The 25,967-nt window shown below is 67.1% G+C and carries 22 protein-coding genes and 2 riboswitches; of the genes, 9 read left to right on the top strand and 13 right to left on the bottom strand.

Going from position 1 to position 25,967, the window contains the following annotated elements; translation table 11 throughout:
- Positions 1-7 precede the first annotated feature (7 nt).
- The 4 genes from AC1DK9_RS05930 to AC1DK9_RS05945 all read left to right on the top strand — a co-directional run bounded on the left by AC1DK9_RS05930 (position 8) and on the right by AC1DK9_RS05945 (position 5,991).
- Positions 8-3,019: a bifunctional [glutamine synthetase] adenylyltransferase/[glutamine synthetase]-adenylyl-L-tyrosine phosphorylase gene (locus tag AC1DK9_RS05930; RefSeq protein WP_476915301.1), complete on the top strand. Its 3,012-nt coding sequence runs from the start codon at positions 8-10 to the stop codon at positions 3,017-3,019.
- A gap of 186 nt (positions 3,020-3,205) precedes the next feature.
- Positions 3,206-4,669 carry an amino acid ABC transporter substrate-binding protein/permease gene (locus AC1DK9_RS05935; RefSeq protein ID WP_476915616.1) on the top strand — a complete coding sequence of 488 codons (1,464 nt, stop codon included), beginning with the start codon at positions 3,206-3,208 and terminating at the stop codon, positions 4,667-4,669.
- Positions 4,666-5,415, top strand: a complete 750-nt coding sequence (locus tag AC1DK9_RS05940; RefSeq protein WP_476863563.1) for an amino acid ABC transporter ATP-binding protein — start codon at positions 4,666-4,668, stop codon at positions 5,413-5,415. The genes AC1DK9_RS05935 and AC1DK9_RS05940 overlap by 4 nt, the downstream gene beginning before the upstream one ends.
- Before the next feature lie 60 nt (positions 5,416-5,475).
- Positions 5,476-5,991: a GNAT family N-acetyltransferase gene (locus tag AC1DK9_RS05945; protein ID WP_476863562.1), complete on the top strand. Its 516-nt coding sequence runs from the start codon at positions 5,476-5,478 to the stop codon at positions 5,989-5,991.
- Here AC1DK9_RS05945 and AC1DK9_RS05950 read toward each other — a convergent pair.
- Both AC1DK9_RS05950 and glnA read right to left on the bottom strand, forming a co-directional pair.
- Positions 5,972-6,397 carry a hypothetical protein gene (locus AC1DK9_RS05950; protein WP_476863561.1) on the bottom strand — a complete coding sequence of 142 codons (426 nt, stop codon included), beginning with the start codon at positions 6,395-6,397 and terminating at the stop codon, positions 5,972-5,974. The genes AC1DK9_RS05945 and AC1DK9_RS05950 overlap by 20 nt on opposite strands.
- A gap of 166 nt (positions 6,398-6,563) precedes the next feature.
- Positions 6,564-7,988: a type I glutamate--ammonia ligase gene (gene glnA, locus AC1DK9_RS05955; protein ID WP_476863560.1), complete on the bottom strand. Its 1,425-nt coding sequence runs from the start codon at positions 7,986-7,988 to the stop codon at positions 6,564-6,566.
- A gap of 298 nt (positions 7,989-8,286) precedes the next feature.
- On the opposite strand from glnA, the gene AC1DK9_RS05960 reads away from it, so the two are divergent.
- The gene (locus AC1DK9_RS05960; protein ID WP_476863559.1) at positions 8,287-8,724 is read left to right on the top strand and encodes an RDD family protein; all 438 of its coding nucleotides are present in this window, start codon (positions 8,287-8,289) and stop codon (positions 8,722-8,724) included.
- Between the two features lie 200 nt (positions 8,725-8,924).
- Here the strand turns inward: AC1DK9_RS05960 and AC1DK9_RS05965 are convergent, their stop codons facing one another.
- From AC1DK9_RS05965 to gcvP, 8 genes are all read right to left on the bottom strand, one after another.
- A complete protein-coding gene (locus AC1DK9_RS05965; protein WP_476863558.1) occupies positions 8,925-9,287 on the bottom strand; it encodes a DUF3817 domain-containing protein in 363 nt (120 codons plus the stop codon).
- A gap of 166 nt (positions 9,288-9,453) precedes the next feature.
- On the bottom strand, positions 9,454-10,215 hold the full coding sequence (locus AC1DK9_RS05970) for a DUF4191 domain-containing protein (RefSeq protein WP_476863557.1): 762 nt from the start codon (positions 10,213-10,215) through the stop codon (positions 9,454-9,456).
- 90 nt (positions 10,216-10,305) lie between these two features.
- A complete protein-coding gene (lipA, locus tag AC1DK9_RS05975; RefSeq protein WP_476915302.1) occupies positions 10,306-11,313 on the bottom strand; it encodes a lipoyl synthase in 1,008 nt (335 codons plus the stop codon).
- A 65-nt stretch (positions 11,314-11,378) separates the two neighbouring features.
- Positions 11,379-12,791, bottom strand: coding sequence for an L-serine ammonia-lyase (locus tag AC1DK9_RS05980; protein WP_476915303.1), 1,413 nt, complete (start codon positions 12,789-12,791; stop codon positions 11,379-11,381).
- Between the two features lie 89 nt (positions 12,792-12,880).
- Positions 12,881-14,206 carry a serine hydroxymethyltransferase gene (gene glyA, locus AC1DK9_RS05985; RefSeq protein ID WP_476915304.1) on the bottom strand — a complete coding sequence of 442 codons (1,326 nt, stop codon included), beginning with the start codon at positions 14,204-14,206 and terminating at the stop codon, positions 12,881-12,883.
- Positions 14,203-14,586 (bottom strand): glycine cleavage system protein GcvH, encoded by a 384-nt coding sequence (gene gcvH, locus AC1DK9_RS05990; RefSeq protein ID WP_476860536.1) that lies wholly within the window; start codon positions 14,584-14,586, stop codon positions 14,203-14,205. Before gcvH ends, glyA begins: the two co-directional genes overlap by 4 nt.
- A gap of 58 nt (positions 14,587-14,644) precedes the next feature.
- Positions 14,645-15,793, bottom strand: coding sequence for a glycine cleavage system aminomethyltransferase GcvT (gene gcvT, locus AC1DK9_RS05995; protein ID WP_476915305.1), 1,149 nt, complete (start codon positions 15,791-15,793; stop codon positions 14,645-14,647).
- Positions 15,794-15,802: 9 nt separating this feature from the next.
- On the bottom strand, positions 15,803-18,664 hold the full coding sequence (gene gcvP / locus AC1DK9_RS06000; protein ID WP_476915306.1) for an aminomethyl-transferring glycine dehydrogenase: 2,862 nt from the start codon (positions 18,662-18,664) through the stop codon (positions 15,803-15,805).
- Positions 18,665-18,799: 135 nt separating this feature from the next.
- A riboswitch (glycine riboswitch) is annotated at positions 18,800-18,899 on the bottom strand.
- A gap of 285 nt (positions 18,900-19,184) precedes the next feature.
- A riboswitch (glycine riboswitch) is annotated at positions 19,185-19,282 on the top strand.
- A 155-nt stretch (positions 19,283-19,437) separates the two neighbouring features.
- On the opposite strand from gcvP, the gene AC1DK9_RS06005 reads away from it, so the two are divergent.
- The 3 genes from AC1DK9_RS06005 (at position 19,438) to AC1DK9_RS06015 (ending at position 22,806) form a co-directional block, all read left to right on the top strand.
- The gene (locus AC1DK9_RS06005) at positions 19,438-20,907 is read left to right on the top strand and encodes an amino acid permease (RefSeq protein WP_476915307.1); all 1,470 of its coding nucleotides are present in this window, start codon (positions 19,438-19,440) and stop codon (positions 20,905-20,907) included.
- Between the two features lie 44 nt (positions 20,908-20,951).
- Positions 20,952-21,815 carry a formyltetrahydrofolate deformylase gene (purU, locus tag AC1DK9_RS06010; RefSeq protein WP_476915617.1) on the top strand — a complete coding sequence of 288 codons (864 nt, stop codon included), beginning with the start codon at positions 20,952-20,954 and terminating at the stop codon, positions 21,813-21,815.
- 136 nt (positions 21,816-21,951) lie between these two features.
- Entirely contained in the window at positions 21,952-22,806 is an 855-nt protein-coding gene (locus AC1DK9_RS06015) for a methylenetetrahydrofolate reductase (RefSeq protein ID WP_476915308.1), read from the top strand.
- 115 nt (positions 22,807-22,921) lie between these two features.
- Here the strand turns inward: AC1DK9_RS06015 and AC1DK9_RS06020 are convergent, their stop codons facing one another.
- From AC1DK9_RS06020 to AC1DK9_RS06030, 3 genes are all read right to left on the bottom strand, one after another.
- A complete protein-coding gene (locus tag AC1DK9_RS06020; RefSeq protein WP_476915309.1) occupies positions 22,922-23,569 on the bottom strand; it encodes an MBL fold metallo-hydrolase in 648 nt (215 codons plus the stop codon).
- Positions 23,566-24,651 (bottom strand): S-(hydroxymethyl)mycothiol dehydrogenase, encoded by a 1,086-nt coding sequence (locus tag AC1DK9_RS06025; RefSeq protein WP_476915310.1) that lies wholly within the window; start codon positions 24,649-24,651, stop codon positions 23,566-23,568. The genes AC1DK9_RS06020 and AC1DK9_RS06025 overlap by 4 nt, the downstream gene beginning before the upstream one ends.
- A gap of 136 nt (positions 24,652-24,787) precedes the next feature.
- Positions 24,788-25,045 (bottom strand): mycoredoxin, encoded by a 258-nt coding sequence (locus tag AC1DK9_RS06030; RefSeq protein ID WP_476915311.1) that lies wholly within the window; start codon positions 25,043-25,045, stop codon positions 24,788-24,790.
- A 162-nt stretch (positions 25,046-25,207) separates the two neighbouring features.
- Here AC1DK9_RS06030 and AC1DK9_RS06035 point away from each other — a divergent pair, with 162 nt between their 5' ends.
- Positions 25,208-25,966, top strand: a complete 759-nt coding sequence (locus AC1DK9_RS06035; protein WP_476915312.1) for an SOS response-associated peptidase — start codon at positions 25,208-25,210, stop codon at positions 25,964-25,966.
- Position 25,967: the final 1 nt, after the last annotated feature.

Here is a 25,967-nt window from a genome sequence, read left to right on the forward strand (position 1 = left end):
GGCCGCTATGAGCCTGGCACGGCGCCTCATCGCCGCGGGTTTCAACGACCTGGAGAAGGGCGAGCGGTTCCTGGCCGCCACCGAGCTGGAGGGCCTGGACGAGGACGCGCTGTTCGCAGGGCTTCAGCTGGCCGCCAACCCGGACACGGCGCTGCAGTCCCTGGTCCGGCTGATCGAAAAACACCCGGACCTGCGGAAACTTGCCGCGGCGGAGCCGGACCGCAGCGAACCGCTCTACCGGGTGCTGGGCGCTTCCGAGGCGCTGGGCGAATTCCTCATCCGGCACCCGGAACACCTGGACGCCTTCCACACCACGGCGAGCCCCGAGCCGCAGGCGGCAGACGCCGCCGCGCTGCGCACCCGGCTGCTGCAGTCCGTCCGCGCTGACCCGAAGGCCGCCCGCCCGGTTGCGGTGCTGACCGGGCAGGAAGGCTACGCCGCCCTTCGCACGGCCTACCGCAGGGGGCTCGTGGAGCTCGCCATCAAGGACCTCTGCGCCGCCGATCCGCTGGACTTCATGCCGGCCGTCGGCGCCGAACTGGCTGACCTGGCAGGTGCCGCGATCGAAGCCGCCCTGGCCGTGTCCCGGGCCGAGGCGGCCGAGCAGTTCGGCGCGCCGGAGGTGGCCGACGTCGGGCTGGCCGTGATCGGGATGGGCAAGTGCGGCGCCCGCGAACTGAACTACATCTCCGACGTCGACGTCATCTACGTGATCGATCCCGGCGCGCTGGAAGACTCCCGGGCCAACACCATCGGCACCGCCCTGGCCTCGGGCATATCACGGGCCATCATGTCCACCAGCCGTGAGCCGGGGCTCTGGGAGGTAGACGCGAACCTCCGGCCGGAGGGCAAATCCGGGCCACTGGTGCGCACCCTGGCCTCGCACGAGAGCTACTACGCCCGGTGGGCGGAAAGCTGGGAATTCCAGGCGCTGCTCAAGGCCCGCACCATCGCCGGCGACGCCGCACTCGGTGCCCGGTACGAGGCCGCTGTCGCCCCGCTGATCTGGTCCTCCGCGGGCCGCGAAGGGTTCGTCGAGTCGGTCCGTTCGATGCGCCGCCGGGTCACCGAACACATCCCGGCCGAGGAGGAGCAGCGGCAGATCAAACTGGGCCGCGGCGGGCTGCGCGACGTCGAATTCACCGTCCAGCTGCTCCAGCTGGTGCACGGCAAATCGGACGAATCGCTGCGCTGCCGGGACACCACCTCGGCCATCGCGGCTCTCTCCGCCGGCGGGTACATCGGACGCTCGGACGCCAAGGAGTTCGACCGCGACTACCGCTACCTGCGCCTGCTCGAGCACCGGATCCAGCTGTTCCAGCTGCGCCGCACGCACCTGATGCCTGTCAAGGAAGCGTCGCTGCGTTCCCTCGCCAAGGCGGTCCTGGGCCCGTTCTCCGACGAACGCCCGCACCCGGACGCGCTGCTGAAGACGTGGCGCCAGACGAAGCGTTCCGTCCGGGAACTGCACGAGCGCATCTTCTACCGGCCGCTGCTCAATACCGCCGCCGCGCTGAGCAGCGAGGAGGCCAGGCTCACGCCCGAGGCCGCGCAGGGCCGGCTTGCCGCGCTCGGCTACCTGGATCCGCCCGGGGCCATGCGGCACATCGAGTCACTCACCGCCGGGGTGAGCCGGCGAGCCGCCCTGCAGCGCCAACTGCTGCCGATCCTGCTCGGCTGGCTCGCCGAAGGCGTGGACCCCGACGGCGGGTTGCTCGCCTTCCGCCGGGTCAGCGAGGCGCTCGGCACCACGCACTGGTACCTCGGCCTGCTGCGCGATTCGACGGCGGCGGCCGAGCGGCTCTGCCACGTGCTCTCCAACTCCCGGCTCATCTCGGACCTGCTGGAGGTCTCGCCGGAGTCGGTGGCCTGGCTCGGCTCGGACAAGGACCTGGTGCCGCTCAGTTACGAGGCGCAGTGGCTGGAGATCACCTCCAAGATGTCCCGGCATTCGGATCCGGAGAGTGCCATGCGCCTGATCCGGCTGATCCGGCGCCGCGAGATCCTGCGGATCGCCATCGCGGACAGCGCGGGGCTGCTGGACCAAGACCAGGTGGGAGCGGCCCTGGCCGATACCGACCGTGCCGCCATGCTCGGTGCCCTCCGCGTGGCCGAGACGGTGGTGTCCGCCCGGGAACCGCTTAAGACCCGGGTCCTGGTGGTGGCGATGGGGCGCCAGGGCGGCCGCGAGATCGGCTACGGCTCCGACGCCGACGTCATGTACGTGCACCGCGGCCTGCCCGGCGTGCCGGAAGACGAGGCGCAACAGCAGGCCGCCCGGATCGTCGGCAAGCTCTCCAGCCTGCTGACCCAGCCGCTCAAGCCTGCCATCCTGGCCGAACGCGTGCTGATGGTGGACGCGGACCTGCGGCCGGAAGGCAAGAACGGGCCGATGGTGCGCTCGCTTGAGTCCTACGCCGAGTATTACCGCCGCTGGTCCCTCATCTGGGAGGCGCAGGCGCTGCTGCGTGCCAGGCCGATGGCCGGCGACGACGAACTCGCCGCCGACTTCCTGGCGATGATCGATCCCATCCGCTATCCGGACGCGATTACTGACCAGGATGTCCGCGAGGTCAGGCGGATCAAGGCCCGGATGGAGTCGGAACGGTTGCCCCGCGGCGCGGACCCGGCCCGGCACCTGAAACTGGGCCGCGGCGGCCTGAGCGATGTCGAATGGCTCGCCCAGCTCCTGCAGCTTCGCCATGCTGGCAGGCACCCCGAACTGCGCACGACCTCGACGGTGGAGGCCCTCGAAGCCGCCGGCGAACTGGAGTTGCTGGAGGCAGGCGAAGTGGTGCTGCTGCTGCGGGCCTGGCGGCTCGCGAGCCGGATCCGGTCCGCCAACGTGATCTGGACCGGCCGCGCCTCGGACCTGCTTCCGTCCTCGCGCCGGGACCTCGAAGCCGTGGCCCGCTGGTGCGGCTACGGGCACGGGAACGCCGCCGAGCTCGAGGAGGACTACCTGCGGCTGAGCCGCCGTGCACGGGCCGTCTTCGAGCGCGTCTTCTACGGCCAGTAGGCCCGCGGGCCGACATCTATCTCGCCGCCCGTCAAATGCGGGTAGCCTCGGAGGGTACTTTGCCGGTCCTCCGGGCCGGCTGCCGCACTTACCTAGGGGTTGTTTACCTTGCCCAGACTCCAGCAGACCGGGGCCGCCAGGCCGCGGACGGCCACGGTCATCGGAGCGTTGCTGGCCTTCGCCGCCATGCTTTTCGGTGCCTCGGCGGCCACAGCCGCAGGCGCATCCCACCAGCCCGCGGACGCGCCCAGCGCCGCGCACCAGTCCGTCTACCGGGCGCAACCGGCCGCCGCGCCGTCGAGCGCCTCCGGAAAGACCTTCGTCATCGGCACGGACACCACGTTCGCACCGTTTGAATTCCGTGACGCGGGCGGTGAACTGACCGGCATCGACATGGACATCATCCGTGAGATCGCCAAGAGCCAGGGATTCACCGTCGAGATCAAATCGCTCGGCTTCAACGCTGCCCTGCAGGCACTGTCCTCCAACCAGGTCGACGGCGTGATCGCCGGCATGTCCATCACCGAGCCGCGCAAGCAGATCTACGACTTCTCCGACCCGTACTTCGAATCGGGCGTTCAAATGGCCGTGGCCAAGTCGAACAAGGACATCAAGGGCTACGAGGACCTCAAGGGCAAGACCGTCACCGCCAAGACCGGCAGCGAAGGCGAGACGTTCGCCAAGTCGATCTCCGGCAAGTACGGCTTCACGGTCAAGTCCCTGGACCAGTCCGCCACCATGTACGAGCTCGTGAAGTCCGGGAACGCCGTCGCCGTCTTCGACGACTACCCGGTGCTGGCCTACGGCATCAGCCAGAACAACGGCCTCAAGGCCGTGTCCGAGAAGGAAAAGGGCGGCTCCTACGGCTTCGCCGTCAACAAGGGCAAAAACCCGGAACTGCTCAAGGCCTTCAACACCGGCCTGGCCGAACTGAAGTCCAACGGCAAGTACCAGGAAATCCTGGACAAATACCTCAAGGACCCCACGCAGGCCGCCCCGTCCAGCTTCTGGGACCTGCTGGCCAGCAGCTTCCCGGCCCTCATGAAGGGGCTCGGGAACACTGTCCTGGTCACCGCCATTTCCTTCGCCCTGGCCATGCTGATCGGCGTCTTCATGGGGTTCCTGAAGATCTCCACGAGCGTCTTGCTGCGCGGGATCGCCACGACCTTCGTCAGCATCTTCCGCGGGACCCCGCTGCTGGTCTGGGCCTTCTTCTTCTACTTCGGCATCCCGCAGTTGACCGGCCAGCCGATCGACATCTGGGTGGCCGGTGTGCTCACCCTGAGCCTCAACGCCGGCGCCTACATCACCGAAATCGTGCGGGGCTCTATCCAGTCCGTGGATCCGGGCCAGCTTGAAGCCAGCCGCAGCCTGGGCCTGGGCTACGCGAAGTCCATGCAGAAAGTCGTGGTCCCGCAGGCCTTCAAGATCATGACGCCGTCCCTGATCAACCAGCTCATCATCATGCTCAAGGACAGCTCGTTGCTGCTGGCCATCGGCTTCGCCGAGCTGCTCTACCAGGGCCAGCAGATCTACGCCGGAAACTTCCGGATCACTGAAACCCTGCTGATCGTCGCGGTCCTGTACTTCGTGGTGATCATGCTGCTGACCAAGCTGGCCAACGTTGCGGATAAGAGGTTCAACAAATGAGCACGGCAGTCACTGCACCCAGCAAGATCACCGTCCGGGAGCTGAAGAAGTCCTTCGGCGCCAACGAAGTCCTCAAGGGCATCAACGCCGAGGTCGCCGAGGGCGAGGTGGTCTGCGTGATCGGGCCCTCCGGCTCCGGCAAATCAACCTTCCTGCGCTGCCTGAACAAGCTTGAGGACATCACCGGCGGCCACGTCACCGTGGACGGCTTCGACGTGACGGACCCCAAGGTGGACATCAACGAGGTCCGCCGGCACATCGGCATGGTCTTCCAGCACTTCAACCTGTTCCCGCACATGTCCGTGATCGAGAACATCATGCTGGCGCCGGTGGAGTCGAAGAAGCAGGGCAAGGACGAGGCACGGGCCAACGCCTTGAAACTGCTGGAGCGCGTCGGCCTCGCAGAGAAGGCGGACGCACGTCCGGCGTCGCTGTCCGGCGGCCAGAAGCAGCGCGTGGCGATCGCCCGGGCCCTGGCCATGAACCCTGACATCATGCTCTTCGACGAAGCAACTTCCGCGCTGGACCCGGAGATGGTGGGGGAGGTGTTGCAGGTAATCAAGGACCTGGCCCGCGAAGGCATGACGATGGTGCTGGTCACCCACGAGATGGGGTTCGCCCGCGAAGTGGCCGACCGGGTGCTGTTCATGGCCGACGGCGTCATCTGCGAGCAGGGCGCCCCGGAGGAGCTGTTCGGCAACCCGCAGCAGGCGCGCACCCGGGAGTTCCTCTCCAAGGTCCTCTAGGTGTGTGACGCCGGGCCGCCCCGACAGSGGGGCGGCCCGGCGTTGGATACGCTTCTCTTTATGTCTGCACACGTCTGGCTGATCAGCCTCAAGAACCTCGACGACGACGCCCGGGACATCAAGCTGGGCGAGGTCGCGGGCCTGGAGCTTGGGCAGGGACAAAGGAAGTTCGTCGGGGATCCGCTGCGGATGATGCTGTTGGGCCTCGAGGAGGCCAGCCGCTTTCCCTATGTGATGGATTCCAATGGCTCGGCCGTCGGCGTGGCCACCTTGCAGGCCGGGGCCGCACGCGCCGCCGGCTGGTACGACGACGAGTCCGCCTGGCTTTTGCGCGGCTTCCTCGTGGACCGGCGGCAGCAGGGCAGGGGACTGGGTGCGGCCGCAGCGGCCGCGGCCGTGCGGGAGGCAGCCCGGCTCACGACGGCGCTCGGCGGAGACCAGCGCGGCGTCGTCCTCTCCGTCAACGAGGCCAACCCTGCAGGACAGGCCGCCTACCGCAAGGCGGGCTTCGAGGACCGTGGGCAGTACCTCGGCGGCGACGCCGGCCCGCAGCGGATCATGTACCGGGGGTTTTGAACCCGGTTTCGTCCTCGGGTGGGGTGAGCGCTGCGCGGAGGAGCCAGGCGTAGTGCTTGTCGCCCGGAGCGCGGCTGTCCAGATACGCCGCCAGTTCCTCCACCCGCTCCAGTTGGGCGCGCTGCTGCGCAACGAGGGCGAGGAGGTAGCGCCGGTCGCGGATGGACTGCCCGGCCGCAACGCCGGCATTCTCCTCCGCCGTGAGACGTTCCTCGATCGAGGCGAGAGCCTCGGCCTCGGCATCCGCGACGGAACGGTCTGCAGGGCCGGGATTTGCTCCGCCGTCCGGCGCGGTCCCGCCGGCGGCCGTTTGCCCCAGACCGCCGTACCGGTCCAGGCGCGAATAGCCCGGCGCCGGGTCGTCGGCCACTAGGTGCCGATGGATGAAGCTTCGGAACCGGGACATCACCGCTCCTCGATGGAGTTCCTAAGACCAAGCGTAGCCGCGAACGTGGAAAGTGCACGGGGCAAACGAAAGGCCGGCCCGGGGTGGTTAAACCCCGGGCCGGCCTTTTCTGTCACCGGATTGGCGGACCGGTCCGGGCTAGGCCCGGCGTGGCCGCGTGTTCCGGCTAGACGCCGTAGTAGAGCTCGAACTCGTAGGGGTTCGGGCGCAGCGAAAGCGGACGGATCTCGTTCTCGTACTTGTACTCGATCCAGGTGTCGATCAGGTCCTGGGTGAAGACGCCGCCGGCCTGCAGGAACTCGTTGTCCTCGGCCAGGGCTTCCAGGGCTTCCTCGAGCGTGCCCGGGGCCTTGGGGATGTCCTTGGCTTCTTCGGCGGGGAGCTCGTAGAGGTCCTTGTCGATCGGAGCCGGCGGTTCGATGCGGTTGCGGATGCCATCGATGCCGGCCATCAGCTGGGCCGCGAAGGCCAGGTACGGGTTGGAGGAGGGGTCCGGCGCGCGGAACTCGATGCGCTTGGCCTTCGGGTTCGAGCCCGTGATCGGGATACGGATACCGGCGGAGCGGTTGCCCTGCGAGTAGACCATGTTGACCGGAGCCTCGAAGCCCTTGACCAGGCGGCGGTAGGAGTTCACCGTCGGGTTGGTGAAGGCCAGGACGGCGGAGGAGTGCTTCAGCAGGCCACCGATGTACCAGCGGGCGGTGTCGGACAGGCCGGCGTAGCCCTTCTCGTCGTAGAACAGCGGCTCGCCGCCGTTCCACAGCGACTGGTGGCAGTGCATGCCCGAGCCGTTGTCACCGAAGACCGGCTTCGGCATGAAGGTGACCGACTTGCCCCAGGCATCGGCGGTGTTCTTGATGACGTACTTGAACTTCTGCAGGTCATCGGCCGCGTGGGTCAGGGTGGTGAACTTGTAGTTGATTTCAGCCTGGCCGGCGGAGCCGACTTCGTGGTGGCTGCGCTCGACCTCAAGGCCGGCCTCGTCCAGGGCAACGCACATGGCGTCGCGCAGGTCGGCCTGCTTGTCCGTCGGGGAAACCGGGAAGTAACCGCCCTTGACGGGGGTCTTGTAGCCGAGGTTTCCGCCCTCTTCCTCGCGGCCGGTGTTCCAGTGGGCTTCCTCGGAGTCGATCTTGTAGAAGCTGCCCTGGGGGGAGGACTGGTACTGGACGTTGTCGAAGACGAAGAACTCGGCCTCGGGAGCGAAGAATGCGGTGTCGGCGATGCCGGTGGAGGCCAGGTAGGCCTCAGCCTTCTCGGCCACGCCACGCGGATCGCGGTGGTACGGGTCGCCCGTGCGGGGGTTCACGATGGAGAAGTTCAGTGCGAGGGTCTTCTCCATGCGGAAGGTGTCAACGAACGCCGTCGTAACGTCCGGGATGAGCTGCATGTCCGACTCGGCGATGCCCTGGAAGCCACGGATCGAGGATCCGTCGAAAAGCTGGCCGTTAACGAAGAAGTCCGCGTCTACGCTCTTGGCGGGGACGTTGAAGTGCTGCTGAACGCCCGGCAGGTCGGTGAAGCGGATATCAACGAATTTGATGTCTTCGTCTTTGATGAACTTGAGGACTTCGTCCGCAGTCTTGAACATCTATGCTCCTTACGCATATGAAAGATCTGGCCGTCAGGCCGTGTGGTCCAGCGCAGTCCGACGGCGGGGTAAACGCAGTGTTGACCCCGCCCACAATGCCGCTAGCAACTGTTACCACCCTAAGGACACGGGATTTCCCCACGGTGTCCGCTTTGTTTCAAGCAGGTTACAGAATGCGCTGACGTGTTAAAGCTAGCCGCTGTCCACAGTGTGGCCTATCCGGGTCCGCTCTGTGACCGCCCCAAGTCCAAATGATGAACAGGCCGGGCGCCCGGCCGGGAGCCGATAGGCTTGTGGGGTGGTTGATCGCAAAGACATAGGCTCCTGGCTCAGCGGACCGGACACGTCCGGCATCTCCAAGTACCCGGGGGAGCGGCTGGGACTGCCCGAGTCCGGCCCCGGCTCGATTGCCCGCGCGGGCCGGCGCATCCTGGCCATCTGCATCGACTGGGGGATCGCCCTGCTGATCAGCAACTTTGCCTTCGCGGGAAACCCCTGGGCCAACCTTGCGGTCTTCGCCGTCGAACAGGCCTTGCTGGTTGGGACGCTGGGCTACAGCATCGGGCACCGGATCATGGGCATCCATGTCATCCGGCTCGGCGGTGGTCCCGCGGGGCCGCTCGCGGGCCTGGTCCGCAGCCTGCTGCTCTGCCTTGTGATCCCTGCCGTCATCTTCGACCCGGACCACCGCGGCCTGCACGACAAGGCCATGAACACGGTGCTCGTCCGGATGTAGCTGCCGTCGAAGGTAGCTGCGGCGGGCGGGGTCAGGGGCCGCGGGCCCACCCGCCGCGCGGCTAACCTTCCCCGTTTGCCGTAGATGGCCGCTATCGCACTGTGCATAGCGGCCATCTGTGGCGACCGGGCCGGCGCCCCGTGACGAAGCGCCCGGCCGCCCGGCAAACCGCCGCCAAACCAGGGAGAACCCGCGCGGAGCTACACCCCGGCCGACGCCCGGGCCGGCAACGGTTCGGTTGCAACGTCCTTGGCGGACAGATAGCCGCGCTTCTCAGCCCAGCGCTCGAACCAGATGGTGGTGAAAGGCAGCACCGCGGACAGCCCGGCGAACAGGGCCACCCGGAACGGCCAACGCTGCAGCCTCCACAACGTCAGGGCGGTCAGGCCGTAGCCAATGAAGAATGCCCCGTGGACCGGCCCGGCAAGCTCGACGCCCAGTTCGGTGGTCCGCAGCACCCACTTGAGGAACATTCCCACCAGCAGCGCTGCCCAGCTAAAGGCTTCGGCAACTGCCAGGATCTTGAAGGCCCTGAGCACGGCGGTTTTCGAAGGTAGTTTCACGTGGGAGTCTCCGGATTCGGTCGATGCGGTGACGGCCTCCGAGCGCAGGCGCCGTCGTCGTACGGGTCGGACAAAAAGGGCTAAGCCCGGTTAAAGCGGACCGCCCCGGCTCCCGGCAAGATGCCGGCAACCGGGGCGCCCCGGGAAAGCTGTAGCCAACGGGTCCCTAGCGGCCGCGGGCGGCCTTGCGGTCCGGGCGGGCCTTGTACGGGTCGATGCCCTTGGGGATCGGCAGGCGGTTGCCGAGTGAGGAGATGCGCTTCGAGACGGTGCTGACCTCGGTCTTGGTCAGTTCGTTCTTCATCTTGCCCATCTTCTTGGCGACCTGGCTGATCGGCACCTGGCCCTCGCCTCGGCCGCTCTCGATCACGTGGATGGTGACGTTGGGCAGGATGCGGGCGAGACGCTTGCGTTCACCGTCGAGCAGGGGCTTGACCCGGTGGCTGGGACCCTCGCTCACGAGCACGACGCCGGGGCGTCCGATGGCGCGGAAGACGGCGTCCTGCGTGCGCGGGTTGACGGCGACCGGCTGGTCCTCGGTGATCCAGCCGCGGCGCAGGGTGCCGAGTGCGGCACCGGAGGCGCCGGGCTGGTTTTCGATCTGGGCGAACGCTGCCCGCTCGGCGCGGCGGGACAGGATCAGGGTGGCGGCCAGGATGCCCAGCGGAATGCCGATGATCAGGCCCGTGATCCAGTTATCCAGCAGGAATCCGACCAGGAAGCTGACCGCGACGACGCCGAGGAACGCCAGCAGCATGAGCCACGGAACCATCGGATCGTGGCGGCGGGTCATCTGGAAGACTTCCCTGATCTGCTTCAGCCGGCTCGGCTTCTTGGCCTTGGCTACCTTGGGCTTGCGGGAGAAAAGGCCACGCTTCGGCTCGTCGGCCGAGGAAGTGGACGTGCTGGAGTCAGGGAAATTCGCCATAGTGCCTTAATTCTACGTGATGCACGGCTCAGGGCCGGACACCGGATTGCTCCGGTGCCGGCCCTGGGCGGCAATGGTTGAAGGGGTCTGTCAGGAGTGTGCCGCGAGCAGTGAGCTGGCTTCCTGGCGGGTGCTGCCGGAGGACTCGATGTGGGCGAGGGCGGCGGGGATTTCCCAGCCCTTCTTGCGCATCGCGGTGGCCCAGAGCCGGCCGGCGCGGTACGAGGAACGCACCAGCGGCCCGGACATGACGCCGAGGAAGCCGATCTCGTCCGCTTCCTGCTGCAGGTCCACGAATTCCTGCGGCTTGACCCAGCGGTCCACSGGGAGGTGGCGTTCGGACGGGCGCAGGTACTGGGTGATGGTGATCAGGTCGCAGCCGGCCTCGTGCAGGTCCCGSAGGGCCTCGGAGATTTCCTCGCGGGTCTCGCCCATGCCCAGGATCAGGTTGGACTTGGTGACCATGCCGTGGCTGCGGCCCTGGCTGATGACGTCCAGGGACCGTTCGTAGCGGAACGCGGGACGGATGCGCTTGAAGATCCGGGGCACGGTCTCGACGTTGTGGGCGAAGACCTCGGGCTTGGAGTCGCAGATCGCGGCGATGTGTTCGGGTTTGCCGGAGAAGTCCGGGATGAGGAGTTCGACGCCGGTGCCGGGGTTCAGTTCATGGATCTTGCGGACCGTTTCGGCGTAGAGCCAGACGCCCTCGTCGGCGAGGTCGTCGCGGGCGACGCCGGTGACGGTGGCGTAGCGCAGGGCCATGGACTGGACCGAGCGGGCGACCTTGGTSGGTTCGAACATGTCCACGGGGGAGGGYTTGCCGGTGTCGATCTGGCAGAAGTCACAGCGGCGGGTGCATTCGGAGCCGCCGATCAGGAAGGTCGCTTCCTTGTCTTCCCAGCACTCGAAGATGTTCGGGCAGCCGGCCTCTTCACAGACGGTGTGCAGRCCTTCCTTCTTCACCAGGTTCTTGAGCTGGACGAACTCCGGGCCCATCTGGACCTTGGCCTTGATCCACTCGGGCTTCCGTTCCACCGGGGTGGCCGCATTCCGCTGCTCGATCCGCAGCATCTTCCGGCCTTCTGGTGCCAGTGTCATTGTTCTTTCCTTCGTGTTGGCGCCGGCGAACCGGCGGGGCGTGGGTGCTGGAACCGGCCCGCGGTTCAGCACTCCACGACGTTGACGGCGAGGCCGCCCATGGCGGTTTCCTTGTATTTTGAGGACATGTCTTTGCCGGTTTCGCGCATGGTGATGATGACTTCGTCGAGGGAGACGCGGTGTGAGCCGTCGCCCCAGAGGGCCATCTTGGCGGCGTTGATCGCTTTGGCGGCGGCGATCGCGTTGCGTTCGATGCAGGGGATCTGCACGAGCCCGCCGATCGGGTCGCAGGTCAGGCCGAGGTTGTGTTCCATCGCGATTTCCGCTGCGTTCTCGACCTGCTGCGGAGTGCCGCCCATGACTTCGGCCAGGCCGGCGGCCGCCATCGACGACGCCGAACCCACCTCGCCCTGGCAGCCGACCTCGGCGCCGGAAATCGAAGCCTGTTCCTTGTAGAGGACCCCGATGGCTCCGGCGGCGAGCAGGAACTTCACGATCGTTTCGTCGCGGTCGGCCTGGGTGGCCTGATCCATGCCGGGGGCAAAGTGCAGGGCGTAGTAGAGGACGGCGGGGATGATCCCGGCGGCGCCGTTGGTCGGTGCGGTGACGACGCGGCCGCCGGAGGCGTTTTCCTCGTTCACGGCCAGGGCGATCAGGTTGACCCATTCCTGCCAGTACTTCGGGTCCCGGTAGTCGGGGTCCTGGCCGGGGTTTTCCTTCATCAGCCGTTCGTGCCAGTCCGGGGCGCGGCGGCGCACCTTCAGCCCGCCCGGGAGCAGGCCCTCGCGCTTGAGCGAGGTCTGGACGCAGTCGGCCATCACCGCGTAGATGTGCAGAAGGCCCGCGCGGATCTCCTCCTCGGTGCGGGAGGCGCGTTCGTTGATCAGCATGATCTCACTGATCGACAGGCCCCTCTGCCGGCAGTGTTCGAGCAGCTCCGCCGCGGTGCGGAACGGCAGCGGCAGTTCCTTGATGGAGTCATCGAGCTCCTGCTGCGCGGCGTCCTCCTCGCCCTCGCGGACGATGAAGCCGCCGCCGACGGAGAAGAACGTCGCACGGTGCAGGGTGCAGCCGTCGGCGCCGGAGACGGTGAAGGTCATCCCGTTGGTGTGCCGGGGCAGGACGGTGAGCGGGCGCAGCACCATGTCCTTCACCCCGTAAGGCAACTGCACGGACCCTGCCAGCTGCAGCTTCCCGGTCTCGGCGATCGCGGCGAGCCGCTCCTCGACCTCGGCGGGCAGGATCAGTTCCGGGTGGAAGCCTTCCAGGCCCAGCAGGATCGCCGTCATCGTCCCGTGCCCGTGCCCGGTTGCGGCCAGGGACCCGTAGAGATCAACCCGGAGCGAGGCGACCTTCTCCAGGTCCCCGGAGGCCTTGAGTTCTTCGGCGAAGACCGCCGCGGCCCGCATCGGGCCCACGGTATGCGAGCTGGACGGCCCAATTCCAATGGAAAAAAGGTCGAAGACTCCAACAGCCATGGTCGGTTCCTAACGTAGTCATGATTCAAATGCCTGTAGTTGAGCCCGTCGCCCCCAATGCCACGACGGGCCCAACTACCGGTGCGCCCTTAGCCGAGGTTGGTGACCGTGGGGTAGAGCGGGTGGGCGGCGGCGAGGGCCTGGACCCGGGTGCGGAGCCCGGTCAGGTCCGCGCCGGCGTCGGCGGTCAGGGCCTCGGCGATGATGTCCGCGACCTCGGCGAACGCGGCTTCGCCGAACCCGCGGGTGGCCAGGGCCGGGGTGCCGATCCGCAGCCCGGAGGTGACCATCGGCGGGCGCGGGTCGAACGGGACGGCGTTGCGGTTGACCGTGATGTCGATCGCGGCGAGCCGGTCCTCGGCTTCCTGGCCGTTGAGTTCGCAGTCGCGCAGGTCCACCAGGACCAGGTGCACGTCGGTGCCGCCGGAGACCACGGTGATGCCTTTGGCGGTGACATCGGGCTGGACCAGGCGTTCGGCGAGGATCCGGGCGCCGGCCAGGACGCGTTCCTGGCGTTCTTTGAACTCGGGCGACGCGGCGATCTTGAAGGCCACGGCCTTGCCGGCGATGACGTGCTCGAGCGGGCCGCCCTGCTGGCCCGGGAACACCGCGGAGTTGATCTTCTTGGCGATCTCGGCGTCGTTGGAGAGGATGATCCCGCCGCGCGGACCGGCGAGGGTTTTGTGCGTCGTGGAGGTCGTGACGTGCGCGTGCGGGACCGGGGAGGGGTGCAGCCCGGCCGCGACGAGTCCGGCGAAGTGGGCCATGTCCACCATCAGGTACGCGCCGACCGAGTCGGCGATCCGGCGGAACTCCGCGAAGTCCAGCTGCCGGGCGTACGCGGACCAGCCGGCCACGATCAGCTGGGGTTTGTGTTCCTGGGCGAGGCGTTCGACCTCGGCCATGTCGATCCGGTGGTCATCCTCGCGGACCTGGTACGGGATGACGTTGTAGAGCCGGCCGGAGAAGTTGATTTTCATCCCGTGGGTCAGGTGCCCGCCGTGGGCCAGGTTCAACCCCATGATCGTGTCGCCGGGGCGGATCAGGGCGTGCATGACCGAGGCGTTCGCCTGCGCCCCGGAGTGCGGCTGGACGTTCGCGTATTCCGCGCCGAACAGGGCCTTGACCCGGTCGATCGCGAGCTGCTCGACGACGTCGACGTGCTCGCAGCCGCCGTAGTAGCGCTTGCCCGGGTAGCCCTCGGCGTACTTGTTCGTCAGCACCGAGCCCTGCGCCTGCATCACGGCCCGCGCGGTGTGGTTCTCCGAGGCGATCATCTCCAGCCCGTCCCGCTGGCGGGTGAGTTCCGCGTCGATCCGCGCGGCGATCTCCGGATCCAGGGCGGACAGCTCCGCGTCCAGCGACGGGGACACAACCTGCTCAAACGTCGCCGTCGCGACGCCCGCCCCGCTCACAGCTCGCCGCCGTTGGCTGCGGCGTATTCTTCAGCCGACATCAGCGGGCCTTCTTCGGCTACGGCCACCTTGAACAGCCAGCCGGCGCCGTACGGATCGCTGTTGATCAGCGCGGGATCGGACACGACCGCGTCGTTGATCTCGGTGACCTCGCCCGTCACCGGGGCGTAGAGATCCGAAACCGACTTGGTCGACTCAACCTCACCGCAGGTCTCACCCGCCGTCACCGACGAGCCCACCTCGGGCAGGTCAACGTAAACGATGTCGCCCAGCGCATCTGCGGCCACAGCGGAAATGCCGATGCCGGCCGGGCCCGACCCGTCAGCGGCAACCCATTCGTGCTCTGCGGAGTACTTCAGTTCAGCAACAACCTTGCTCATGTGTTTTTCCTTCTGTTTGATCTGTAGTCGATGTGGGGCGGTTTCACCGCCTGTGGAGCTATTTTTCGCGCTTGTAGAAAGGCAGTGACACGACTTCGAACGGCTCGCTCTTGCCGCGCAGGTCGACGTCCAGGGCGGTGCCGGGTTCGGCGAACTCGACGTCAACGTAGGCCATGGCGACCGGGTAGCCCAGCGTCGGGGACGGCTGCCCGGAGGTGACTTCGCCGACGACATTGCCGTCCTTGAGGACCGGATAGTGGCTGCGGCCGGAGCGCCGGCCCAGGCCCTTGAGCCCCACGAGCTTGCGGCCCGTCGTGGAACCGGCGCCGCCGGCCTTCAGCGCCTCAAGTGCCGTGCGGCCCACGAAGTCGGATTCCTTGGCGAGGGACACCACCGGGCCCAGCCCTGCCTCGTACGGGTTGCCGTTCCGGGAGAGTTCGTTGCCGTAGAGCGGCATGCCGGCCTCAAGGCGCAGCGAGTCGCGGCACGCCAGCCCGGCAGGGATCAGTCCACGGTCTGCGCCGGCCTCCAGCAGCGTCTCCCATAGCGCCGGAGCGTCCGCGTTGGGGACGTAGATCTCGAAGCCGTCCTCTCCGGTGTAGCCGGTGCGGGCCAGCAGCAGGTTCTTGCTGGCACCGCCGAAGTTGAAGCCGACCTCGACGGCAGCGTAGTACTTCAGTTCCGTGACCAGGCTGTGCTGCGCGGCCGGGACGAGGGCCAGCAGGATGGCTTCCGCGTTCGGCCCCTGGACGGCGATCAGCGAGGTCTCGTCCGAGACGTCCTCGACGGTGACGTCGAAACCGCCTTCCTGGGCAGAACCGGCGCGATCGGCCAGGGCCGCGGCCACGACCTTGGCGTTGCCGGCGTTGGGGACCACCAGGTACTGCTCGTCGCCGCGGCGGTAGGAGATCAGGTCGTCGATGATGCCGCCGTCCTCCTGGCAGATCAGCGAGTACTTCGCCTTGCCGACGGCGACTGCCGAGAGCTTGCCGGCCAGGGCGTAGTCGAGGAAGGCGGCGGCGTCCGGGCCGGTGACCCAGACTTCGCCCATGTGCGAGAGGTCGAACAGGCCCGCGGCGTTGCGGACGGCGTGGTGTTCGGCCAGCTCGGAACTATATTTGAGCGGCATCTGCCAGCCACCGAAATCGGTGAAAGACGCACCGGCCTTCTTATGCTCTTCGTAGAGCGCGGTGTAATTCTCAGTCATTGTCAGTCCTTAGTTCTCGAAGTCTTCGATCGGGGGGCAGGAGCAGACCAGGTTGCGGTCACCGGCGGCGCCGTCGATCCGGCCGACCGGCGGAAAGTACTTGTCCTGCTTGAGGGTGTGGACCGGGAAAGCGGCCTGTTCGCGCGGGTACGCACGGTCCCAATCGGAGGAAACGACGGCGGCCGCAGTGTGCGGTGCGTTGCGCAGCGGGGAGTCCGCCAAGGTGAAGTCGCCGGCCGCAAGCTGTTCGATTTCGGCGTGGATGGCGATCATCGCGTCGATGAACCGGTCGATCTCGCCCAGGTCCTCGGACTCGGTGGGCTCGACCATCAGGGTCCCGGCAACCGGGAACGCCAGCGTCGGGGCGTGGAATCCGTAGTCGATCAGGCGCTTGGCGACGTCCTCGGCCGTCACGCCGGTCTTGGCCGTGAGTTCGCGCAGGTCCAGGATGCACTCGTGCGCGACGAGGCCGCCCTCGCCGGTGTAGAGCACCGGGAAGAACTCATTGAGCCTCGAGGCAACATAGTTCGCGGCGAGCAGCGCGGACTTGGTGGCCTCGGTCAGGCCCTGTCCGCCCATCAGCTTCACGTAAGCCCAGGAGATCGGCAGCACGCCGGCCGAGCCGTAGCGGGAGGCAGAGATCGGGGTGCCCTCGGCGCCGTTGGCCGGATCTGCCGCGTTGCCGGGCATGAACGGGGCCAGGTGGGCCTTGGCCGCGACCGGTCCGACGCCGGGTCCGCCGCCGCCGTGCGGGATGCAGAAGGTCTTGTGCAGGTTCAGGTGCGAGACGTCACCGCCGAACTGGCCGGGCTGGGCCAGGCCGACGAGGGCGTTCAGGTTGGCACCGTCAACGTACACCTGGCCGCCGGCTGCATGGACAGCGTCGCAAACCTCACGGACATCGGCGTCGTACACCCCGTGCGTGGACGGGTAGGTGATCATGATCGCCGAGAGGGCATCCTTGTGCTGTTCGATCTTGGCCTGCAGGTCGGCATGGTCGATCGTGCCGTCCGAGGCGGTGGCCACGACGACGACCTTCATGCCGGCCAGCACCGCGGACGCGGCGTTGGTGCCGTGCGCGGAGGCCGGGATCAGGCAGATATTGCGCTGGTCATCACCCCGGGAGAGGTGGTAGCCGCGGATCGCGAGCAGCCCGGCGAGCTCACCCTGGGAGCCGGCGTTGGGCTGGATGGAGACCTGGTCGTAGCCGGTGATCTCGGTCAGCTGGGCTTCGAGGTCCTCGATCAGTTCGCGCCAGCCCGCCGTCTGGGATTCGGGTGCGAAGGGGTGGATGGAGGCGAATTCCGGCCAGGAGATGGCTTCCATTTCGGCCGTGGCGTTCAGCTTCATGGTGCACGAACCCAGTGGGATCATGGTTCGGTCCAGGGCCAGGTCGCGGTCCGAGAGGCGGCGGATGTAGCGCAGCAGCTGGGTCTCGGAGCGGTGCGTGTTGAACACCGGGTGCTGCAGGTAATCCGAGGTGCGCAGCACCGCTTCCGGCAGCTCAAAGCCGTTCGCTTCTCTCACCGGGCCGGCACCGAAGGCCACGGCCACCGCGGAGAGGACTTCCGGCGTCGTGGTCTCATCGACCGACACGCCAACTGTGTCCGGGTCGATGAAGCGCAGGTTGATGCCGCGGGCTTCCGCGGCGGTGATGACCTTGCGGGCTTTGCCGGGGACGCGGACGGTCAGGGTGTCGAAGAAGGACCCGCTGAGCAGTTCGCGGCCCGCCGTTTCCAGTGCGGTGGCGAGAACCCGGGCGTTGTTGTGGACGTTGTCGGCGATCGCTTTCAGTCCGTCCGGGCCGTGGTAGACGGCGTAGAACGAGGCGACGATGGCCAGCAGCGCCTGGGCGGTGCAGATGTTGGACGTGGCCTTCTCGCGGCGGATGTGCTGCTCGCGGGTCTGCAGCGCCAGCCGGTAGGCGGGGGCGCCGGCGTTGTCCTTGGACACGCCCACGAGGCGGCCCGGCAGGGTGCGTTCCATCCCGGCCCGGACGGCCATGTACGCGGCGTGCGGGCCGCCGAAGAACAGCGGCACGCCGAAGCGCTGGGTGGAGCCGACGGCGATGTCGGCGCCCTGCTCACCGGGAGGGGTGATCAGGGTCAGGGACAGCAGGTCAGCGGCGACGGTGACGAGTGCGCCGCGCTCCTTCGCGTCCGCAATGACCGTGGACTGGTCCCAGACGCGGCCGGAAACGCCGGGCTGCTGCAGCACGATGCCGTTGATGTCGCCGTCGGGCAGGCCCTTGGACAGGTCAGCGACCTCGACCTCAAAGCCAAGGGCCTCGGCGCGGCCCCTGACGATCGCGATGGTCTGCGGGAGGCAGTCGGCGTCGAGGACGGTCTTGCCGCCGCTGGCCGCCTTGTCCTTATTGGCCCGGCGCATCAGCAGCACGGCCTCGGCGACGGCGGTGGCTTCGTCCAGCAGCGAGGCGTTGGCGATCGGCAGGCCGACGAGGTCCTGGACCATGGTCTGGAAGTTCAACAGCGCCTCCAGCCGGCCCTGCGAGATTTCCGGCTGGTAGGGCGTGTACGCGGTGTACCAGGCCGGAGCTTCGAGGATGTTCCGGCGAATCACGGCGGGGGTCACGGTGTCGTAGTAGCCCTGCCCGATCATCTGCACGGCCGTCTTGTTCCTGGAGGCGATCCTGCGCAGCTCGGCCAGGACCTCCACCTCGCTGAGGGCATCGGTCAATCGCAGGGGAACATCCTGGCGGATGGAATCGGGAACGGCGGTATCAACCAGGCCGTCAACGCTGTCGTAGCCGACAGCCTTCAGCATGGTGTCGACGTCGGCCTGGCGGCGTGCGCCGATATGGCGATCGGCGAAATTGGATGGAAGAGATTGAACCGTCAAGAGGAACTCCAAGGTTTGGCCGACGCAACGCGCCGGAGGGGACCGGGTTCCTCCCCGCTCTGTATTGGACCTGAGAGATTCCGCAGACCTTTGTCCGCTTGCACCGTCGGTGAGCCAGGAACGTGCCTGACTGCTTTCCAGAGTTGCCTCGCCGCGGCGGTACGGGGGCCTGAGAGATTCCTGGGGAGGATTTGCTCCTACGGCGCCTGCCCGGTGATGACGGGGAGGACTCTCCCGCCACGGCTCGAAAGGCGTATTCGAATGTGGTGATTCGGCTCACACGCTACACGCAATCCCSGCACCCGGCAACACGGCGGCGCCGTGCGACGAAACAATTCGACGGGGTTGACTTTCCAGCGTGATCCATCCCACACTGGATCGGCCAAGCAATGTTCCGGACGGAACAGATGGCCAGTATTTCTGCGGATCCGGGGATTCCCGGAGGCGCGGAATTCGGTTGCGGCCGGTGGTGGAGCGGGGTTGATCTCCCCGCCACTGCGCCTTCCGCACCACAACAAAATCAACATGCTTACGATCTGCGGCGGGAGAGTCCTGCCGGTACATTCAGCAGGCGCCGTAGGAGCAAATCCTCCCCAGGAATCTCTCAGGCCCATGTACCGCCGCGGCGAGGCGACTCTGGAAAGCAGCCGGACGGCGTCCGGCTCACCGAAGGTGCAAGCGGTTCCTGCGGGGGCAGGAAACGCGGAAACTCTCAGGTCCAAGACAGAGCGGGGAGGAACCCGAATCATCGTGGCACCGATGCCACTTGAACGATGGAGTTCCTCATGACGATTCAGCGACCACCCACTACCGCAGTCGAAGCCCCGCACCTTGAGCGGCAGCTCAGCAACCGGCACATCCAGCTCATCGCGATCGGCGGCGCCATCGGCACCGGCCTGTTCATGGGCTCGGGCAAGACCATCTCGGCGGCCGGCCCGTCGGTGATCTTCGTTTACATGATTATCGGCTTCATGCTGTTTTTCGTCATGCGGGCCATGGGCGAGCTGCTCCTGTCCAACCTGCACTACAAGTCGTTCAGCGATTTCGCGGCAGATCTATTGGGTCCCTGGGCCGGGTTCTTCACCGGGTGGACTTACTGGTTCTGCTGGGTGATCACCGGCATTGCAGACGTCATTGCCATCGCCGGGTACTCCCAGGAACTCTGGCCGGGACTGCCCCTCTGGATCCCGGGGCTGGTCACCATTGCGATCCTGCTGCTGTTGAACCTGACAACGGTGAAGGCGTTCGGTGAGACCGAGTTCTGGTTCGCCCTCATCAAGATCATCGCCATCGCTGCGCTGATCGTCGTGGGCCTGTTCATGATCTTCAGCGGATTCAGCTCCGAGGCCGGACCGGCAACCTTCAGCAACCTCTGGAGCCATGGCGGCTTCTTCCCGAATGAGTTCATGGGCTTCGTGGCCGGATTCCAGATCGCCGTGTTCGCTTTCGTGGGCATCGAACTGGTGGGCACGACGGCGGCAGAGGCCAAGGACCCGGAGAAGAACCTGCCCCGCGCCATCAACTCCATCCCGGTGCGCGTCCTCCTCTTCTACGTCGGCGCCCTCATCATCCTGATGTCCGTCATCCCGTGGACCCAGTTCGCCGCCGGACACAGCCCATTCATCGCCATGTTCTCCCTGGCCGGCCTCGGCGCGGCCGCCACGGTCGTCAACCTGGTGGTCCTCAGCTCGGCGATGTCCTCGGCCAACTCCGGCATCTACTCCACCTCGCGCATGGTCTACGGCCTGGCCCAGGAAGGTGACGCGCCGGCACGCTTCGGCGACCTGTCCCGCCGCAAGGTTCCGCAGAACGCACTCTTCCTGTCCTGCGTGCTGCTGCTGGCCGGCGTCGTGCTCATGTACGCGGGGGAGAACATCGGCAAGGCCTTTGAAATGGTCACCACCGTTTCCGCGGTCTGCTTCATCTTTGTCTGGTCGATCATCCTCGCCAGCTACGTAGCGTTCCGCCGTCGCCGTCCCGGTTTGCATGACTCATCCAAGTTCAAAATGCCCGGCGGCGTTCCCATGGTCTGGGTTGTCTTCGCCTTCTTCGCCTTCGTGCTCTGGACCCTGACCACCCAGCCCGACACGCTGGCGGCGCTGCTGGTGACTCCGGTGTGGTTCCTCGTGCTCGGCGCCGCATGGTTCGTGCTGCGCCGCAGGCCCGTCCACCTGGCCCGCTACGAGGCGTTCAAGGCAGAGCTGCAGTCCGAACAGGATGTCGCAGCCGAGCTCCGGGCGGTGGACGGCAAGTGAGCACCGGAACAGGCACGCCATCCAACGTCCCGGCCCCCGAACAGCTGGAGGGATCGAGTACGGAGTTTGTCCTCACCCTCGACTGCGCGGAATCGCCGGGGATCATTCACTCCGTGTCCAAATTCCTCCTGGACCACGGCTGCAACATCGTCGACATCAAGCAGTTCGGAGACCGGCAGGAACAGCACTTCTTCATGAGGGTGCATTTCGTCTCGACCGGCAGCTTCGCCGACGTCGAAGAACTCCGGCGCGACTTCACGCCGGTGGCCGCGGAATGGACGATGAACTGGCGCCTGGAGCGGCACGGCCGGAAACAGCGAATCCTCGTCATGGTCTCCAAATACGGCCACTGCCTCAACGACCTGCTCTTCCGCGCCCGCATCGGGGAACTGCCGGTCGAGATAGTGGCGGTGGTGTCCAACCACCGGGACCACGAGGACCTGGTCACCTGGCATGGGATCCCCTTCCACCATGTGCCAGTGACCCAGGCGACGAAGCCGGAGGCCGAGGCAACGCTGCTCTCCCTGGTGGATGCCTACGATGTGGAGCTGGTTGTCCTTGCCCGCTACATGCAGGTCCTGAGCGACAACCTCACGGCCCGGCTCGCCGGCAGGGCAATCAACATCCACCATTCCTTCCTGCCGAGTTTCAAGGGAGCCAAGCCCTACCACCAGGCGTACGAACGGGGGGTCAAGACCGTTGGGGCCACCGCCCACTACGTTAATTCGGAGCTGGATGAGGGGCCGATCATCGCGCAGCAGGTCATCGAAGTGGACCACACCTACGCGCCCGCTGACCTAGTGGCGGTGGGCCGCGACGCCGAATGCAAGGCCCTGACGAACGCCGTCCGCTGGCATTCCGAAGGCCGCATCATTCTCTCCGGCAACCGGACCGTCATCCTTCGCTGACGGCCTCCCGCCCGGTCATGCGAAGCCACCCGACGTCCGGGTGGCTTCGCATGACGAACCTGGTCCGGTCCCCGGATCCCACCGCTCAGGCCTGTCCCTTCCGGCGCGTCGCGCCGGCCATTCCTTGGAGTTCCACGTGACGGTTCAGTCTCTTTCATCCACGTCTTCGAAATCCCGGCCCGCGGCCGGTGCCCCTGCGCTTCCGACCCGGCTGGAAATCGTGCCCACCGACGGCATCGTCGCCAGGGTCCAGTCAAGCCTGCCGCCGGGCTCCGCGCTCACGGTCACCTGCCTGCCGCACCACGGGGTCAACCCCACTATGCGGGCAGCTGTCCAGCTTCGGCTCCTGGGTTATGACGTGGTGCCGCACCTCGCCGCCCGCAGCCTCGAGAGCCGCACCCAGCTCGCCGGCATCCTTAAGGATTGCGGTGCTGCCGGAATCAACGAGGTCTTCGCCGTCGGCGGGGACGCGGCGCAGGCAGCGGGCCCCTACCTGAGCAGCGCCCGGCTGTTGGAAGACATCGCCCAGCTCTCCGGCGGGAGCGTGGCCGTGGGCGTCGCCGGCTACCCCGAGGGGCATCCGCAGCAGAGCCAGCTGCGCATGCTCGACGCCCTGCTGGAGAAGCAGCACCTTGCCACCAGCGTGGTCACGCAGATGTGCTTCTCCGCCGCCCGGATCAGCTGGTACGTGGAGCTGCTGCGCCGTGAAGGCGTCGCCCTGCCGGTGTGGGCCGGCGTCGCCGGGTCGGTGCCGCGGACCAAGCTCATCTCGCTGGCCACCAAGATCGGCGTGGGACCCTCGCTCCGGTTCATCGGCCGCAAGGGTCCGCTGGCCCGGCGGCTCATGGACGGCGGCAACTATTCGCCGCAACGGCTCGTATCCGAGTTGTCGGCCGTCCAGCCCTCCCTGGCCGGCGTGCACCTGTACACCTTCAACAATCTGGAACCGTACCTGGCCGCCCGCAGGGCCGAAAGCGTGGCTGTCCCCTGAGCCGAGGCGGTTAAGGGCGGCCGATAATCCCGGGCACAGCAGGGGCCCCGCCCTGAATCCTGACGGGGCCCCGGCAGTGCCAGCCGCTTAGTGGCCGCACTGTGGAAGTAGCCGCTTAGTGGCCGCGCGCGATCCATTCCTCAAGCTGCGGCGCCTCGGCGCCGACCGTTGTCGAAGCTCCGTGCCCGGTCCGCACCACGGTGTCCGCCGGCAGGGCCAGGAGCCGGGACTTGATGGATTCGATGATGGTGGGGAAATCGCTAAAGGACCGGCCGGTGGCTCCGGGACCGCCCTGGAACAGGGTGTCGCCGGTGAAGACCGTGCCTTCGCTCTCCAGCCGGAAGCTCACGGAGCCGGGGGAGTGGCCCGGCGTGTGCAGCGCCACCAGTCGGGCGCCGGCGACGTCGAAGGTCTCGCCGTCGTCGATGCCGTGGTCCGGCTTGGTTCCCGGGAAGACCCGGTCCCAGAGCATCCAGTCGTCCCGGTGCAGGTAGACCGGTGCGTTGACCAGGCCGCGGAACGCGCCCACGGCGGCGATGTGGTCGTCGTGGCCGTGGGTGAGCAGGATGGCCTTAACAGTGCGCCCGGCGACGGCGGACGCGATGGCGTCGGCGTCGTGGGCCGGATCGATCACGACGCATTCCTGCTCGTCTCCGACGATCCAGACGTTGTTGTCGACGTCCCACGTGCCGCCGTCCAGCGAGAACGTGCCCGAAGTGACGAGCTGGTCGATCCTGAGGCCGTTACCGGAACCGCCGCTCACAGCTCAACCACCGAGCGGAGCACGGACCCGGAGTGCATCTTCTCGAACGCTTCCTCGATCTGCTCGATCGTGATCCGCTCCGTGACGAAGGCGTCCAGATCCAGCCGGCCCTGCCGGTAGAGGTCGATCAGCATGGGGAAGTCGCGGGAGGGCAGGCAGTCGCCGTACCAGGAGGACTTCAGCGAGCCGCCGCGGCCAAAGACGTCCAGCAGCGGCAGCTCCAGGGTCATCTCCGGGCTGGGGACGCCGACCAGAACCACTGTTCCGGCGAGGTCGCGGGCGTAGAAGGCCTGCTTGTATGTCTCCGGCCGTCCCACGGCATCGATCACGACGTCGGCGCCGAAGCCGCCGGTCAGTTCGCGGATCGCCTCCACCGGGTCGACGGCGGAGGAGTCCACGGTGTGGGTGGCGCCGAGTTCCTTGGCGAGTTCGAGCTTCTTGGCGTCGACGTCCACCGCGATCACGGTGGTGGCGCCGGCGAGCGCGGCACCGGCCACGGCCGCTACGCCCACGCCGCCGCAACCGATCACGGCGACGGAATCGCCGCGCTGGACGTCACCGGTGTTGATCGCGGCTCCGAGGCCGGCCATGACGCCGCAGCCGAGCAGGCCGATCGCGGCGGGGTCGGCGTCGGGGTCCACCTTGGTGCACTGGCCGGCGGCGACCAGGGTCTTCTCGGCGAAGGCGCCGATGCCCAGCGCGGCGGTGAGCTCGGTGCCGTCCGCCAGCGTCATCTTCTGCGTGGCGTTGTGTGTGTTGAAGCAGTACTGCGGCTCGCCGCGGCGGCAGGCGCGGCACTCGCCGCAGACCGCGCGCCAGTTCAGCACCACCCGGTCGCCGGGGGCCACCTCGGTGACGTCGGGGCCGACCGCGTTCACCACGCCCGTTGCCTCGTGGCCGAGCAGGAACGGGAAATCGTCGTTGATGGCGCCCTGCTTGTAGTGCAGGTCGGTGTGGCAGACGCCGCAGGTGAGGATGTCCACCAGGGCTTCGCCGGGTCCGGGATCCGGGACCAGGATGGTTTCCAGGGTGACGGGTGCGTTCTTGGAACGGACGACTGCGCCTTTGACTTCGTGGACCATGGGCTGGCTCCTTTGCTCGTGTCGCTGATGTTGCCGTGAAACTCTGTCTTACTACTCTGTCGCACAACTGGACACGGCGCGGCCCTGAGGGGGCCGCGCCGTGTCGTGAGCGCTACATATCGCTAAAAAGTGGGGCCTAGGCCGCGAGGCGGCTCTTGACCTCGGCCGCGGACGGGTTGGTGGCGGCGGTGCCGTCCGGGAAGAGCACGGTGGGGACCGTGCGGTTGCCTCCGTTGAGCTGCTCGACGAGTTCGGCGGTGCCTTCGACTTCCTCGATGTTGATCTCGGTGTACCCGATGCCCTGCGCGTCCAGCTGCTTCTTCAGCCGGTTGCAGTAGCCGCACCAGGTGGTCGAAAACATGGTGATGGTGCCGGAATCGGGGATGAAGTCCACGAAGTTCTCCTCAAAGCTGGGTTGGCGGCGCTGGTTGCAGGTACTGCGTGGCAGCGCCGGTTGCCGACAAAAGTCGTACGTCACTACCAATAACCGTAACCCGAAGTGCGCTATTCCCTGGATCTATTCCCGGTAGGCGGCCCGCGGTGGCATGCTGGTGCCGTGTGTGGACGCTACGTGATGGCCCGGGCCGTCGGGGACCTGCTCGCCGAATTCGACGCCGAACTGGAAGAAGAGATCGTGATTCCGCCCTCGTGGAACGTGGCGCCGACCGCGGACGTGCCGATCCTGCTGGAGCGGCTCGTCGAGGACGGGGCCGCGCCAAAGCCGGTGCGGCAGCTGCACATGGCCCGCTGGGGACTCGTGCCGTCCTGGGCCAAAGACCCCGGCATCGGCTCGAAGATGATCAACGCGCGCAGCGAGAGCGTTTTGGAGAAGCCGGCGTTCCGCAAGGCCACCCGCACCCGGCGCTGTGCCGTTCCGGCAGATGGCTATTACGAGTGGAAGGACGAGGGCAAGGCCAAGCAGCCCTACTACGTCCACCCGAAGGACGGCAGCCCGGTAGTTTTTGCGGGACTCTATGAATGGTGGAAGGACCCGACGAAGGCCGAGGGGGATCCGGAGCGCTGGTTGCTCTCGACCTCGATCCTGACCACGGATTCTCCGCCGGAGGGTTACGCGGGCGGCATGCTCGCGGAATTGACGGCGCTGCACGACCGGGTCCCGCTGCCGATGGACCGCCGGACGATGGAGGCCTGGCTGGACCCGCACGCCGACGACGCAGCCGCCCTCGTGGGGCTGGTCCGGGCCGGCGCGCACGACGTCGCGGAGGGCTGGCGGATCGACGCCGTCGGCACCGCCGTCGGGAACGTGAAGAATGATTCCCCGGAGCTGATCGAACCGGTGGGCAGCCTCTTCTAGG

It is taken from the genome of Arthrobacter sp. 01T414, assembly GCF_056398965.1.